The organism is Sneathiella sp. (genome assembly GCF_029233945.1).
GTDB lineage: Bacteria > Pseudomonadota > Alphaproteobacteria > Sneathiellales > Sneathiellaceae > Sneathiella.
Genome location: NZ_JARGOQ010000045.1, coordinates 1 through 15119, shown reverse-complemented (window position 1 = coordinate 15119; position 15119 = coordinate 1). Strand labels below are relative to the sequence as shown.

Below are 15119 nucleotides of genomic sequence, written 5' to 3'. Positions count from 1 at the left end.
GCGCGCAATGGCGGAGACAAGTTTGATTGACGGGTTGCGTCAGATGCGACGCAGGGATGATCTTCCGGATATTGAGAATAACAAATACCTTTATGAGGCATTGAACCAGAACAAGCGCGAAGGGCTTATGCTTGCGGTACGGGCGAGGACCATTTCCCTATTTATAATAGGTGCTTTTCTAATTTATCTCAGCCCGAATTGGTATGTCCTTTATTATGAAGTATTGATCGTTGGCTTTTTATTGATCGGCTGGGCACAGATTAAAATCGGTCGGGTGGAACGGTCACGAGCAGAGTTGTTGTTGATCCTTTTTGATCTTGCCTTATTGACGATTGTGTTGGTCGTGCCGAATCCCTGGGATCCGCGTCCCTGGTCGGTGGCGATGCAGTTTAAGTTTGGTAATTTTCCATATTTCTTCATTCTTTTGGCGGGTGCAGCCCTTGCCTATTCATGGCGAACCTTGCTGCCGGTCACCATATTTACGGTCGCTCTCTGGATCGGGGCCTATTTTTGGGCTGTAAGTCAGCCGGATGCGATCGCAGAGATTTCTGAAAGTGTGCGGGAAGTACTGGGCGGATATTCGAATATCGCACATTTTGTAGATCCGGGAACCATCCCGATTGAGCCACGAATTCAGGAAGTGCTAATCTTTGCCCTTGTTGCGGGCATACTGGGCCTGAATGGATGGCGAACCAGCCGTCTGCTCGTGCGTCAGGCCGGTGTGGCGCGCGAACGCGCAAATCTTTCCCGGCATTTCCCGCCGAATATTGTCGATACTCTTGCTGAAAGTGATCAACCGCTTGGCGAGGTGAGGGCGCAGCCGGTGGCGGTTCTGTTCGCGGATATTGTCGGCTTTACAAAAATGGCGGAGGCGGAAACGCCCGAGCGAATAGTTGGAGTGCTACGGCAATTCCATGCCCGGATGGAGGCCTGCGTGTTCGATAATCATGGGACGCTAGACAAATTCCTCGGTGACGGGTTGATGGCGACTTTCGGCACCCCTGTAACGACGGCAGAGGACGCGGCGAATGCACTCCGTTGTGCGGCCGCCATGCATCAGGCGATGGAAATCTGGAATGAGCAGCGGGTGAAAGAAGGGGCAACAGCTATCCGGTTATCCGTCGGCATTCACTACGGCACGGTGGTGCTTGGAGATATTGGTTCCGAGCGGCGGCTTGAATACGCAGTGCTTGGTGACGTTGTGAATGTCGCCAGTCGGCTCGAATCATTGACGCGAGAATTGAACGCACGCGTTGTTGTTAGTGGAGAATTGATGGAGGCTGCAGGGGGCGAGAAAATTGCTCGGGATCTGAGATACGTCGAAAATGGTACTCAGGCAATTCGCGGTCGCGATGAAACGGTGAAGACCTGGCTTCAACCCTTGACGCTTCCCCCCGGCTTAACCTGAGAGAAGCCGGGGAACGAACAGGGCGATTACCGGAAAGAGGAGGATCAGCGCAATACGCAGTATCTCGATCCCGAAAAACGGTATGACGCCCTTAAAGGTATCCGCCATTTTCACATCTCTCGCGAGGGCGCTGATAATAAACACATTCAGGCCCACTGGAGGCGTTATCAGCCCGAGTTCAATGACAATGAGCGCAAGGATGCCAAACCAGATTTTCAGCTCATTCGCATCCATGGCGAACGCAGCCGTGTCTGCGGTTACGTAGTCTCCGCCGTTAATTTCAACAAGGACCGGCCATAAAAAGGGAACGACAACGAGGATCATGGAAAGAGAATCCATAAAACAGCCAAGGATTATCAACGCAATCAACATGACTACAATGATCGACAGCGGATCAAGGCTGGTGGCACCGGCCCAGTTCGCTAACGCTTCCGGTAGTCCGGCACGAGTGAAAAAGCCTTTCAGGACCTCCGCACCGAACAGGATGAAATAAATCATCCCGCTTGTAACTGCGGTGGCCAGAAGGGACTCCTTGATGCCTGCAAGGCTCAGTCCTTCGCCAAAACGGCGAAGATAAAGACCATATACAAGTATGAGAAAGACGCCGATCCCGGCTGCAGGCGTCGGGGTAAATAGACCAAGTCCAAGACCCAGGATAATCACGCCAAAGATAACCACGACCGGAATAAGGCGTCGGATGGCAACGCGCCGTTCCTCTTTGGCCATGGGTTGGGCCTCTGGCGCGAGAGAGGGCTTGATCCGCACCATTACAGCGATTGCGAAGATGAAGAAGAGAACTGCGATGAGGCCGGGAATAATCGCCGCCTGAAACATCTCAAGAATTGAGGCTTCGACGATAATTGCATAAATTACAAGCGCCACTGATGGGGGAATGAGTATCCCGAGCGTGCCTCCGGCCGCCAGCACGCCGGTCGCGAAGCCCGGCGCATAATTAAGCCGTCTCAGTTCAGGCAGGGCGACCCGTCCCATTGTCGAGGCGGTGGCGAGGGAGGAGCCGCAAACGGCACCAAAGCCGGCGCAGGCGCCGATGGCTGACATGGCGACACCGCCCCGGTATTTCCCGGCGAAGGCATTGACGCCCTGAAATAGATCGCGGCTGAGATTGGCGTTGGAAGCAAGATAGCCCATCAGGATAAAAAGCGGGACAACGGAAAGGTCGTAATTAGCGACCGAGTTCCAGAGCAAGCTTTTGAATTGATGTAGATAGGGCTCAAAACGAAGGTAGGGCAGGGCAAGGCTTAATGCGAAGTTGCCGCCGATCCCCACCAGAACCATGGCAAGCCCGACAGGAATCCGAATGGCCAGAAGGACAAAGAGAACACCGAGGCCGATCACGCCAATAATTTCACCGCTCACTCTTTTGCCCCTTTCTCGCTAAGTTGCGTTGCCGCAACCACAGCCCAGAGGATCAGGGACAGGATTCCGGGGACATAGAACGGCCAGTTTGGCCAGCCTAGTATGGGAGAGGAGGCAAAATCCTCATATGCGGATATCATCCCGAGGGTCATCCAATAGGCCAGAAACAATGCGAGAAGGGTCGTCAAAATCAGAATAACGCTATTGAGCATATACTGGGTGCGAGTAGAAAAATGCTCTGCGAACAGGTCAACCGCGACATGCCCTTTCTGCCGCTGGCAATAAGGGAAAAACATTAGCGCGGCAGCACTGATTGCAAGACGAACAAAATCCTCATAGCCCGACAGACCAGCGATATTTGCGTCAAAGAGGCGAGCAATCTTGTCCGCCCCGAAGGTGGCCGTGTTAATTGTTGTTACAAGAACAATTAGAAGGGTAAGAATGCCCGCTAATAAGGCCCAGCCGGATATGATCCAGTCCAGTTTTTTAGGCATTCTTACCCCTTGAAGCTGTTAGAGACGATATTAGTTGGAGTGCTTTGCAATCGCTTTTCGCGCCGCATCGACAAGTTTCTGGCCGTCGATACCGCGGTCGCTCACTTCACTGACCCATCGCGCCACAACCTTGCCGCCGACTTCGTCAAATGTGCCCTTTGACGCAGCATCAAGATGGACAATCTCGCCGCCGGATTTTTCCTGCATGCCTGTACCGGGTTTTTCAACATTGTTCCAGACAACGCCCATCTCTTCGGAAAAAGCGGGTCCGATGTTATCGTCGATCACTTTTTTAAGGTCATCCGGCAGGTTGTTATAGCTGTCCTTGTTCATCGCGAAGAGGAATGTTGCCGTACCGAACCGCTCATTATCCCCACCAACGAGGGAGTATTTGGTAAGCTCCGCCAGCTTGAATGGCGGGAAAATCTCGAACGGAACGAGACCGCCCTCTACAACGCCCTTTGAAAGGGACTGCGGCAGGTCGGGTAGTGGCATTCCAACAGGATCCGCGCCCCATGCCTCGATCATCCAGCCACCACTGCGGGACGGTGTGCGGATTTTCATGCCTTTCACATCATCAAGCGATGCAACTTTCTTGGATGAGGTATGCAAGGCGTTTCCAGCATGTACATGGACAAGAAGCGGTTTCACATCAGCAAAATCCTCGGCAATCATCGGGAATATTTCCTGAATGGCGGCATTCGTTGCCTTGGCGTCACCCTTGTGAACTGTCGGTAATTCGAAAACCTCTATGCGCGGGAAAACACCCGGCGTGTAGCCCGGAACCGTCCAGACCATATCCACAACTCCGTCACGGACTTGCTGATAAAGTTCCGGCGGCTTGCCGCCAAGCGCCATTGACGGAAAAATCTTGACCTCAATGCGGCCGTTAGAGTCTTTAGCGATCTTTTCCGCCCAAGGCTGCAGCATTTTTGTATGTGCGGGCGCTTTGGGGCTTAGAAAGTGATGCAGGGTTAAGGTGACTTCAGCGGCATGCGCCGAAATCGCACCGGTAACCGCCATTGCGGTTGCCAAAGTTAAACCAAATAGCTTTTTCATATGTATCCTCCCAATTTCGCCACTCTTGTTCTTCGACAATGGATACGCAGCGATAATATTGACATTAGCGATAATAGATCGGGCGTAAAATAAGTTTATGCTTCGCGCTATTCGTAAAATGCATGGAATGGAATTTTGTAATCATCAACAAACGGGCAAAAAAAATGACTGATGTGAAAAGGCTATGATTGACTTTCCGGTCCGGGTTCATGAAGACTTGCCATTAATATAAAATCAGGGAGTGATACATGAAAGCTGCTGTCTGCAGGGAGTTTAACAAACCGCTGCAAATTGAGGATATCACGATCGCACAGCCACAAGAGGGGGAGGTGCGGGTCAAGCTGGCGGCCTGCGCAATATGTCATTCGGACATTACCTATATGGATGGCGGTTGGGGTGGTACGCTTCCGTTGGTACTCGGGCATGAAGCCGCTGGCATCGTTGTAGAAACCGGTGCGGGCGTGCGCAATATTCAGGCGGGTGATCACGTTCTCGTCACGCTTATTCGGTCCTGTGGGCATTGTGCGGACTGCGAAAATGGGGAGCCATTTATTTGCTCGACCTCCTTTCCAATCGACATGAACAGTCGCCTGACATCAGAAAAAGGTGAAAAGGTAGGGCAGGGCCTCCATACCGGTGCCTTTGCCGAAGAGGTTGTTGTCGATCAGTCGCAGCTGGTGACCCTCCCCAGGGACTTTCCGCTGGATGCGGCATCGCTTCTTTCTTGCGGGGTTATCACGGGGCTTGGCGCGGTCGTCAATACGGCTGAGGTGGAGTATGGCTCTTCCGTCGTGGTGATCGGATGTGGCGGCGTCGGCCTCAATGCAGTGCAGGGGGCGGCGCTGGTAAACGCGGCGCCGATTATTGCCCTTGATCTGGTGGAAGAGAAATTGATTGCGGCGCGTACATTTGGTGCCACGCACACGGTCAACCCGCTCGCGAATGATGCGGCGGAGCAGGTCCGTGCGCTGACCCACGGGCGGGGAGCCGATTATGTATTTGTTGCGGCAGGTAGCCCGAAGGCATTCGAGCAGGGTCTGGATCTTCTCGCGCCCTCCGGGACGCTGGTGATTGTCGGCATGCCGCCGACAGGACAGAAGATCGCAGTCGAGGCGGGTAATATCGCCGGATCGGGCCAGAAAATTCTCGGCAGTAAAATGGGATCGACACGGTTGCGTATCGACATCCCGAAACTTGTCGCGCTGTATGGGGCCGGACGGCTGAAGCTGGATGAATTGATCACGGGGCGCTATCCGCTTGAAGAGATCAACGAGGCAATTGATGAAGTGCGGGCGGACAAAGCTCTCAGAAACGTAATCATATTTGAGTAGATGTTATGAAACTAACCGATCTTGAAACCTTCGTTGTCGGCACGCCTCCCCCTCATTGGGGTGGGCAGTTCTGGGTATTCGTCAAGCTGACGACTGACAGCGGTGTAAGCGGAATAGGCGAAGCCTATGCCGCGCCGTTTCATCCGGATGTGACAGTCAAGATGATCGAGGATGTTTTCGCCCGGCGTCTTCTCGGGATGGATCCCTTTCATATCGAGCGGATCTGGCGGCGGGTTTATTCCAGCGGATACACTCAGCGACCTGACTCGGCCATGATGGCGGTTTTGAGCGCGCTGGAAATGGCCTGCTGGGACATTATCGGGAAAGAAACAGATAAACCGGTTTATGAGCTTTTAGGGGGTAAGGTTCGTGAAAAACTCCGCTGTTATACGTATCTCTACCCAAAAGACGGGGATGCGGCGGACGTTTATAGCGACCCCGACCTGGCGGCAGAGCGGGCGGCGGAGAATGTCGCGCTTGGATTTACCGGTGTAAAATTCGATCCAGTGGGGCCGTACTCCGCTTTCGATCCGCGCCAACCATCACTTGGGCGAATGGATCTCTCGGAAAAGCTGGTTGCGCGGGTGCGCGAAGCCGTCGGCGATAAAGCCGATCTGCTATTCGGTACTCATGGGCAATTAACGACCTCGGGCGCCATCCGTCTCGCGCGCCGGCTGGAGAAATATGACCCTCTCTGGTTTGAGGAGCCGACCCCGCCGGAAAACGCAAATGAAATGTCTAAGCTCTCGCGCCAGACAACGATCCCGATCGCGACCGGAGAAAGGCTCTGTACGAAGTATGAGTTTCATCGCGTCCTGGAAAGTGGCGCGGCCTCAATCCTGCAAATGGCGCTCGGGCGTGTTGGCGGGCTGTTGGAGGGTAAGAAGATCGCCAGCATGGCCGAGGTTTATTACGCGCAGATAGCACCACATATGTATTGCGGCCCTGTTTCGGCAATGGCCGATATCCAGCTCAGTACCTGCACCCCGAATTTTCTGATCCAGGAGAGCATCAACGCCATGGGTGATTTCCATTCGGAAATCCTGAAGGAACCGATTCAGTGGGAGGAGGGGTATATTATCCCGCCAACGAAACCGGGGCTCGGGATCGAACTGGATGAAGACGTTATCGCCCGTCATCCCTTCACGGGCGATCAGCTACATCTTGAAATGGTCGATGACCCGGTGGTCTTTGAATAACTCAGCCGAAGTTCATATCGGCCACGAAGGGATTAGTCTCCCGTTCCTGACCGAAGGTGGAGAGATTTCCATGCCCCGGAATGAATGTGATGTCGTCCCCCAAAGGCCAAAGCTTTTCGCGAATGGAATGAATCAGGTCCTCATGGTTGCCGCGCGGAAAATCTGTCCGACCGATGGATCCCTGGAATAATACATCCCCGACGATCGCGACCCGTTCTTTCAGATTGACGAAAACGACATGACCGGGCGTATGTCCAGGGCAATGCACGACGGTGAATTCCTCGTTCCCGACAGTGATGGTGTCCCCATCCTCCAGCCAGCGATCCGGCGTGAAGGCGAAAGATTCAGGAAAGCCATATCTCGCGCATTGCGTCGGGAGCTGATCGATCCAGAACTTGTCGTCCTTGTGCGGGCCTTCAATCGGAACGCCAAGTTTTTCATGAAGTTCTTTTGTACCGCCCGCATGATCGAGATGGCCATGGGTAATCAGGATTTTCTCGATTGTCACTCCATGCTTTTCCGCGGCCTCAAGAACACGCTCCAGATCTCCGCCGGGGTCAGTCACGGCGCCCTTCATGGTTTCCTCGCACCAGATCAGGCTGCAGTTCTGGGCGAATGGGGTAACGGGAATGATGACGGCTTTCATAAACTACCGAAGCGCAATACGCTCCGTCCTTTGTTTGTTGCTATTACTTTATCTTTTAAGGGCGCCGAGAATACCACGAAGGAGGGCCTTGGCAATGCTGCGCCCGAACGAAGAACTGACGGCGCGGGTGAGAGATTTGATCGCAGCCTCCCCAACACTTTGCCGGTTCGATCGGCGCGCAGGCGCCTTTTTTGTCTCGGCAGCTTCCGCTTCGACCTTTGCTTTTTCCGCTGCCTTTGCCGCCTTTTCCGCACGTTCCTGAAGAATTTCATAGGCCGATTCATTATCAATCGTCTCGTCATACTTAGCGGCGAGCGTACTGTCGTTCAAGACCCGTTTTCGCTCTGCCTGACTGACTGGCCCGAGTTTGGAAGACGGCGGGCGGATCAAAGTCCGCTCTACGATTGATGGCTCGCCTTTATTCTCCAATGTGGAAACCAGCGCCTCTCCCACGCCGAGAGTGGTGATCACATCCTCCACTTCGAAGGCGGGGTTGGGCCGATATGTCTGGGCGGCGAGGCGAATTGCCTTTTGCTGCTTCGGGGTAAAGGCGCGAAGCGCATGTTGTATCCGGTTGCCAAGCTGTCCCAGTACGGAATCCGGAATATCATCCGGGCTTTGCGTAACGAAAAAGACCCCGACGCCCTTGGACCGGATCAGGCGAACAACCTGTTCCACCTTTTCAAGGAGCGCCTTCGGTGCATCATCGAACAATAGATGCGCTTCATCAAAGAAGAAAACCAGTTTGGGTCGATCGGAATCACCTGCTTCCGGCAGCTCTTCAAAAAGCTCAGACAGCATCCAGAGCAGAAAGGTGCCGTAGAGCCGCGGCGAATTCATCAGCTTGTCAGCGGCGAGAATATTGACCATGCCGCGCCCTTCATGATCGGTGCGCATAAAATCCCGAAGATCAAGCGCAGGTTCGCCGAAGAATTTGTCTGCGCCCTGATCTTCAAGGCGGAGCAACGCGCGCTGGATCGCACCGATCGACTGCGGCGAGACATTCCCGTAAATCGCGGAAATCTCTTTTCTTTGTTCATTCACAACACCGAGAAGGGCGCGTAGGTCTTTCAGATCCAGCAGTAAAAGGCCCTGTTCATCCGCGACGCGGAAAGCGATATTCATTACGCCTTCCTGTGTATCGTTCAGCTCTAGCATGCGGGAGAGAAGCAGGGGGCCGATTTCGGAAATGGTCGTCCGAACGGGATGGCCTTGTTCCCCGAACAAATCCCAGAAAACGGCAGGATAGGCCGCGCCTTTATACTCCTCCCCGAAGCCAATTTTATTGGCTCGTTTGGTCAGGAAATCCTGCATATCCGATGTATGGCAGAGGCCGGAGAGGTCGCCTTTCGCATCAGCGAGAAATACCGGGACACCCGCGCTTGAAAATCCTTCTGTGAGGACTTGCAGGGTGACGGTCTTCCCCGTACCGGTCGCGCCCGCGATCAGACCGTGGCGATTCCCCCATTTCAGCGGAAGATATTGATTGCTGCCGGTGCCATCATCGCTCTTGCCGATAAAAATACCATCGCTTTGCAAACAGGTCATGGTCAGTAACTTCCTTAATTCAAGATCGGGTCGGCAAAAATGGAAAATCGAAATCTGAATTTATACCGGTTGTCCCGCTGCCTCAAGCATCCATTCGCGCACCGCAGCAAGCTTCGGCCGTGTGGCTTTGCGCGCCGAAGATACAAGATGGAAGGAGTGGTTGGAGCGGCGGTCTACATCGAATAGTTTCACTAGCCGCCCCGCCGCGATTGACTCCTGTACCAGCGCGTCAATGCCGATCGCAATGCCCAAGCCATTCTCCGCTGCGTGCAACGCCATATTGGCACTCTCGAAATGCAGGCCCTTGCTGGAATTGATGCCGTCAACACCGGCTTCCGCGAGCCAGCGTGGCCAGTCAGTTGGGCGGGGGCTTTCATGGACAAAAATTGCGTCGCGTAAATCCTCGGGGCGGGAGAATTTTTTGGCCAAATCCGGGCTGCAAACAGGATAGGTGACCACTTCAAGCAGCTTGTCGATCCGCATACCGGTCAGACTTGTCCCATCGGGAAGGACCTGGATGGAGAGGTCAAAATCATCCCGTTCAAAATCCGCTGGATTGAGAGAGGTGATCAATTGAACATCGATGTCCGGATGATGTTCATAAAGATCGGCCCATCGCGGGATCAGCCAGCGCAACGCAAAAGTGGGGTAGGCGCATATGGAAACCGCATTGCGTCGTGTTTCGCTTCTCAGGCGGGCCGACGCCGCCGCGATCTTCTCAAGCGGTAGGGTAATTTCGGCGAGATACTGCCGACCGACGGCGGTCAGTTCTATGCGCTTGTGATGGCGATGAAAGAGCGTTTTTCCCAAATATTGTTCTAATGTCTGGATTTGCCGACTAACCGCTCCCGGGGTGACGCCAAGCTCCTCCGCTGCTTGATTGAAGCTCAAATAGCGGCAAGCTGCGTCAAATGCCCTAAGCCCAGATGTGGAGGGAATATGAAGCATATATGACAAAGTCCTGCGTGAGTTTTTTTCAATTATACTATGCTGAATTATCGATTGTCCATGGTTATCGATTTGCCCATTATATGCGCCGAAATATGAGCCATCGACGGCCAACTGAAAAAGCGGGATAGATATGACTTTTTTACATAAAAAACAGGAATTTAAACCTCAGGAACTCTCTGACTATATCGCGCCGGATTGTCATGGCCTTAACTTCTTTGAAGTAGATAACGGTCTGCGCGACCTGCTGCATATCTATATGCCGGAGGATTTGCGTCAGCATATGGAGCCGCATTTCAACCGCCTCGGCGAAATTTCCGGCAACCAGCTTGATGACTGGTCACGGGACGCAGACAAGCGCGGCCCGATCCTCCATGCCCGCGATGCCCGTGGCCGCAACGAGGACTGGATCGAGTTTCACCCGTCCTATCGTAAGATGGAAGAGGTCGCCTTCAAGGATTTCGGCTTCCACCGCATGTCCCATCGGGAGGGTGTGCTCGGTTGGCAGGAGAAAGTCCCGCCGATCGGGAAATATGTATTTCAGTATCTCTTCGGTCAGTCTGAGTTTGGTCAGCTCTGCCCGATCTCGGCCACCGATACATCAGCCATGCTGATTGAACGCTATGCGGACGAGGCCACCAAGGAGAAGTTGCTTGATCGGATGTATAGCCAGGATATGGACAAGATCCTGAAGGGTGCCCAGTTCATGACGGAAAAGACGGGCGGATCGGATGTTTCTCAGATCGCGCTTGAGGCGCGTCTTGAGGACGGGGAATGGAAACTCTATGGCGAAAAATGGTTCTGCTCCTGCGCCGATGGAGACGTTGCCTTGTTGTTGGCCCGGCCAGAAGGCGCGCCTGAAGGAAACAGCGGCCTTGCCCTTTTCGCCATGCCGCGGCATCGGGAGGATGGCAGCCGCAATCCATATCGTATTGTCCGGTTGAAGGATAAGCTCGGCACCAAATCCATGGCATCCGGAGAAATTATTTTCGAAGGGGCCTCGGCTTATCCGCTTGGGGAGGTTGGCGCGCATCCGAACAAGGGCCTCAAGATGATGATGGATCAGGTGAATTTCTCCCGACTGTCGCATGGTGTGCGCGGGGCGGCAATGATGCGCCGCTGCCTGAACGAGGCGCTGACGGTTGCCAATTACCGCAAGGCATTCGGGGAAACAATTATCGATAAGCCATTGCTGCGTCGTCAGCTTATGAAGCTGATGGTCCCGACGGAGCAGGCCCTTTCGATGTTTATGTATGTCGCGGTCAACCTTGAACAGGGTGAAAAGGGAGACGAGAAAGCCGCGAGACGGACCCGTATCCTGACGCCACTTCTGAAATACCGAACGGCGCGCGACAATGTTCGTGTTGCGACCGGTGCCATGGAAGTGCGCGGCGGTAACGGCTATATCGAGGATTGGGTCAATCCGCGCCTTGTCCGGGATGCGCATCTTGGTGTTCTCTGGGAAGGGACCTCCAACATTAACTCCCTCGATGTGACGACGCGGGCTATTGCCCGTATGGGCGCGCATGAGGATCTTGCGGAAGATCTTACCAAACAGATCGATGCGAATAACGCATTGCCGGGCCAGTATGCCGGACAGCTTAAAGGTCTGGTGGATCAGTCCGTAAAATTTGCCGAGGAAGTCGCCCGGCGGGGTATGGAAACCCATGCCCGCAAGGCCGCAAGCGCGCTTTATCATGTGACGACAGCAACTCTGATGGCGAATGAGGGCGCGGAACTCGGTGCCGCCGGAAAAGATGCCCGTCGCTTGCTTCTTTCGCGTATGATAATTGATCATAAACTTGGCGCGGCCAATCCGTTGTCGATTGAAGCGGATGCTTTCGATACAGCGGCAACGGATGTACTTCTCAATGATGCGCCGGTCAGCCTTGAAGAAGCGAACCGTATCCTTACTCTGTAAGGGGATGGCAGTCGCCAAAAAGAGAAAAGATCTGCGGGAAGAATTATTATGAATATGGAAGTCAAAATCAAAAACCGGGATGAGCGGGAGCTTGAAGACTGGGTGGCGGCAGATTGCCATGGCCTCAATTTCTTCGAGATTGATAAGAGTCTTCAGGATCTGTTGACGCTTTATCTGCCCGATGACCTCAGGGAGCATATGATTCCCGTCTATCGGCAGCTCGGCGAAGTGGCGGGCAACCGTCTCGACGAACTCGCGCGGATTTGCGAATCCCATATGCCGATCCTGCATCCGCGCGATGCGCGGGGTCGCAATCGTGACTGGATTGAATATCATCCCGCTTTCCGCGAGATGGAGAAGATCGGATATGGCGACTTCGGTATTCATTGCATGTCACGAAAGGAAGGCGTGCATGGCTGGCCGACCAAGGTTCCGCCGATGGCGAAATATGTGTTCCAGTATTTGTTTACACAGGCTGAATTCGGCCTTATGTGCCCGATTTCCCTGACGGATACGTCTTCTATGCTGCTGGAGCGATATGGTCCTGAAGCTGCCAAGGACAAATTCCTCGACAAGATGCGCAGCCAGGATATGGAAGAGCTTTATCGCGGTGCGCAGTTCATGACAGAAAAGATCGGTGGCTCCGAGGTTGCCAATCTTGCGGTGACGGCACGCCAGGAAAATGGCGAATGGCGGCTCTATGGCGATAAATGGTTCTGCTCCAGCGCCGATGCGGAAGTGAGCCTCGTCCTCGCCCGGCCGGAAGGGGCGCCGGAGGGGAATTCCGGCCTTGCGATTTTTGCTGTTCCGCGCACGCTGGATAACGGGGAGCGTAACAACTACCGGATTGTTCGCCTGAAGAACAAGATGGGGACGAAATCCATGGCGTCCGGTGAGATCATCTTCGATGGTGCCGTTGGGTATGCTTTCGGCGACGTCGGTGCGAAGCCCAATCCGGGTTTACGCCAAATGATGGATCAGGTCAGCATGTCCCGCCTCTCACATGGGGTAAGGGCAGCCGGCATGATGCGCCGTTGCCTGAACGAGGCAATGGTGACGGCCAGAACCCGAGATGTCTTTGGCGAGCCGATTATCAACAAGCCTCTCCTGCGGCGGCAACTGCTGAAGCTGATGGTCCCGACGGAGCAGGTTCTATCGATGATTATGCATGTTTCCTCCGTTTTGCATAAAGCCGAAGGCGGGGATGAGGCGGCGGCGCGGCTCAATCGAATTCTGACCCCGCTCGTTAAGTTCAGGGCTTGCCGTGATAACGTGCCGGTAGCAACCGGCGCACTCGAAATTCGGGGCGGAAATGGTCTGATAGAGGATTGGGTGAATTCCCGTCTTGTCCGGGACGCGCATACGGGATTGCTGTGGGAAGGCACCTCAAATATCAATGCACTGGATATTACAACCCGTGCCGTTGCAAAGACCGGTGCTCATGAAGATCTGGCGGATGATTTGAAGGACCGGTTGCAAGGCGCAAATGGTCTTCCCGGGCAATTTGCCGGAGAGCTTTCCGGTCTTGTTGATCGGGCAAAGAAATTTGCGGAAGATATCGCCAAGTCCGGCAATGAAACTCGGGCACGACAGGCATCTGATGCGCTCTATCATGTCACGACGGCGACCTTGCTGGCAACAGAGGGGGCTGCGCTGGGTCAAGCAGGCGGCGATGCCCGCCGGATGCTTCTCGCCAGACTGGTGATGGACACGCGGTTACGCCCACATGACCCGCTCAGCAACGGGGATAGCAGATTCGAAATTGAGGCGGGAAATTACCTGCTGAATGATGCAGATGTCCCGCTTGATGTCGCGGCCGATCTGCTACGAATTTAAGCCGATTAGCAGAATAAAACGATAAGAAACGAACGCGAAATCGACAGTATTCCCCGACTGTGGCATTATGTCGCTGCCGGGGATTTTTTTGCCTGAAGGCTAATAAAACTGTAAAAAATTCACGTTCTCTGTACCAATTTCACCAATTTCTAGTGTATTATTTGCCCTGCGTCATCTCACCACATGGAACGATGTCGGAAAAGGCTGAAATATGCTTGGGAGAGGCTGGCTTGCTGGCTGATCGGGAATTAAACGGAATAGGGGAGCGTACGTGTTATGTTGGCATCCATTGATACGCGTATTTCATCATTGACGGAGGTGGAGGTTGCTTCGCCTGAATCATTGGTAATAAATCCGACGGCCGAGCGTAAAGGCGTTGCGGGTGGACCTTGTGCGACCTGCAGTGCCCATAACCAAGCCATTTGTTCTGGCCTGAAAGATCAGGAGTTGGAAGAATTCGCCCGCAATGTCAGAACAAGGCTGGTTAAGACGGGGCAGTCCGTTTATCGGGAATTTGAAGAAGCGAAGTATCTCTACAGCGTTGTGACGGGAGAGATCAGGCTCGCCAATCTGTTGGATGATGGGCGTCGACAAGTGACAGCCTTCAAGTCCGCCGGTGAAGTAATTGGCGAGGAGAAAAATGGATACTACCAGTCGGATGCGGAAGCCGTTTGCGATACCGTGGTCTGCCAGATTCCGATTAAGGCGCTGGACAAGTTTTTGACGGAAATGCCGTCTATTCAGACAGCCCTGACAGCAAAGGTTCTTGATGAACTGCTTGCACTTCGCCGCCATGCTATATTACTGGGTCGCAAAACTCCGATTGAGAAAGTCGCGACTTTCCTGATCAATCGCGCCGGAAAAGCCAGCGGCAACCCTAGCAATGAAATTCAGGTAGAGCTCACAATGGGCCGGAATGATATTGCTGATTTTCTGGGCCTGACTATTGAAACGGTCAGCCGGACTATCACGAAACTCAGAAAAATGGGTCTATTGGAAGTGCCGTCAAACCATTCAATCCTCATCAAGGATAGAGCATGGCTGAAAAGTCTGGCGGAAGGTGAAAAATGACAAAGGCGATGGGGGAGTTGATCAATAAATCCGTTCCCCGTTACACCAGCTATCCGACGGCACCGCATTTCACTCCCAACGTCACTGGGCAGATATACAAGAGCTGGCTACAGGCGCTTGATCCGCAAAAGCCGCTATCGCTCTATCTTCATGTGCCCTTTTGCCAGAAGATGTGCTGGTATTGCGGTTGTCACACCAAGGTTGTTGCCCGATATGACCCGGTCCGCAAATATGCGAAGGCATTGCGCGCTGAGCTAAAGATGCTCACGGATGCGCTGCAG

The 15119-nt window shown here is 53.8% G+C and carries 12 protein-coding genes and 1 pseudogene; 7 read left to right on the top strand and 6 right to left on the bottom strand.

What is annotated here, in order from left to right:
* The first annotated feature begins 7 nt into the window (after nt 1–7).
* Nucleotides 8–1408, top strand: coding sequence for an adenylate/guanylate cyclase domain-containing protein (locus P1U71_RS13735; protein ID WP_301106183.1), 1401 nt, complete (start codon nt 8–10; stop codon nt 1406–1408).
* Here P1U71_RS13735 and P1U71_RS13730 read toward each other — a convergent pair.
* Genes P1U71_RS13730 through P1U71_RS13720 form a run of 3 tightly spaced genes read right to left on the bottom strand, consistent with a single transcriptional unit; the run spans nt 1400 to nt 4338 of the window.
* Nucleotides 1400–2785 (bottom strand): TRAP transporter large permease, encoded by a 1386-nt coding sequence (locus P1U71_RS13730; RefSeq protein ID WP_301106182.1) that lies wholly within the window; start codon nt 2783–2785, stop codon nt 1400–1402. The genes P1U71_RS13735 and P1U71_RS13730 overlap by 9 nt on opposite strands.
* Nucleotides 2782–3279, bottom strand: coding sequence for a TRAP transporter small permease (locus P1U71_RS13725; RefSeq protein WP_301106181.1), 498 nt, complete (start codon nt 3277–3279; stop codon nt 2782–2784). Before P1U71_RS13725 ends, P1U71_RS13730 begins: the two co-directional genes overlap by 4 nt.
* 30 nt (nt 3280–3309) lie before the next feature.
* Nucleotides 3310–4338 (bottom strand): TRAP transporter substrate-binding protein, encoded by a 1029-nt coding sequence (locus P1U71_RS13720; RefSeq protein WP_301106180.1) that lies wholly within the window; start codon nt 4336–4338, stop codon nt 3310–3312.
* Between the two features lie 248 nt (nt 4339–4586).
* Between P1U71_RS13720 and P1U71_RS13715 the strand changes: the two genes are divergently transcribed.
* Together P1U71_RS13715 and P1U71_RS13710 are read left to right on the top strand one after the other, a co-directional pair.
* Nucleotides 4587–5669 (top strand): Zn-dependent alcohol dehydrogenase, encoded by a 1083-nt coding sequence (locus P1U71_RS13715; RefSeq protein ID WP_301106179.1) that lies wholly within the window; start codon nt 4587–4589, stop codon nt 5667–5669.
* A gap of 5 nt (nt 5670–5674) precedes the next feature.
* A complete protein-coding gene (locus P1U71_RS13710) occupies nt 5675–6868 on the top strand; it encodes a mandelate racemase/muconate lactonizing enzyme family protein (RefSeq protein ID WP_301106178.1) in 1194 nt (397 codons plus the stop codon).
* A gap of 1 nt (nt 6869) precedes the next feature.
* Here the strand turns inward: P1U71_RS13710 and P1U71_RS13705 are convergent, their stop codons facing one another.
* Genes P1U71_RS13705 through P1U71_RS13695 form a run of 3 tightly spaced genes read right to left on the bottom strand, consistent with a single transcriptional unit; the run spans nt 6870 to nt 10010 of the window.
* The gene (locus tag P1U71_RS13705) at nt 6870–7514 is read right to left on the bottom strand and encodes an MBL fold metallo-hydrolase (protein WP_301106177.1); all 645 of its coding nucleotides are present in this window, start codon (nt 7512–7514) and stop codon (nt 6870–6872) included.
* 48 nt (nt 7515–7562) lie between these two features.
* A complete protein-coding gene (locus tag P1U71_RS13700) occupies nt 7563–9062 on the bottom strand; it encodes a helicase HerA-like domain-containing protein (RefSeq protein ID WP_301106176.1) in 1500 nt (499 codons plus the stop codon).
* A 60-nt stretch (nt 9063–9122) separates the two neighbouring features.
* Nucleotides 9123–10010 (bottom strand): LysR substrate-binding domain-containing protein, encoded by an 888-nt coding sequence (locus P1U71_RS13695; RefSeq protein WP_301106175.1) that lies wholly within the window; start codon nt 10008–10010, stop codon nt 9123–9125.
* A gap of 133 nt (nt 10011–10143) precedes the next feature.
* On the opposite strand from P1U71_RS13695, the gene P1U71_RS13690 reads away from it, so the two are divergent.
* The 4 genes and pseudogenes from P1U71_RS13690 to P1U71_RS13675 all read left to right on the top strand — a co-directional run.
* Entirely contained in the window at nt 10144–11931 is a 1788-nt protein-coding gene (locus tag P1U71_RS13690; RefSeq protein ID WP_301106174.1) for an acyl-CoA dehydrogenase family protein, read from the top strand.
* A 48-nt stretch (nt 11932–11979) separates the two neighbouring features.
* Nucleotides 11980–13767, top strand: coding sequence for an acyl-CoA dehydrogenase family protein (locus P1U71_RS13685; RefSeq protein ID WP_301106173.1), 1788 nt, complete (start codon nt 11980–11982; stop codon nt 13765–13767).
* A gap of 276 nt (nt 13768–14043) precedes the next feature.
* Nucleotides 14044–14838 (top strand): helix-turn-helix domain-containing protein, encoded by a 795-nt coding sequence (locus tag P1U71_RS13680; protein WP_301106172.1) that lies wholly within the window; start codon nt 14044–14046, stop codon nt 14836–14838.
* A pseudogene (locus P1U71_RS13675) lies at nt 14835–15119 on the top strand (coproporphyrinogen III oxidase); the annotation flags it as partial. The gene P1U71_RS13680 and the pseudogene P1U71_RS13675, both read left to right, overlap by 4 nt.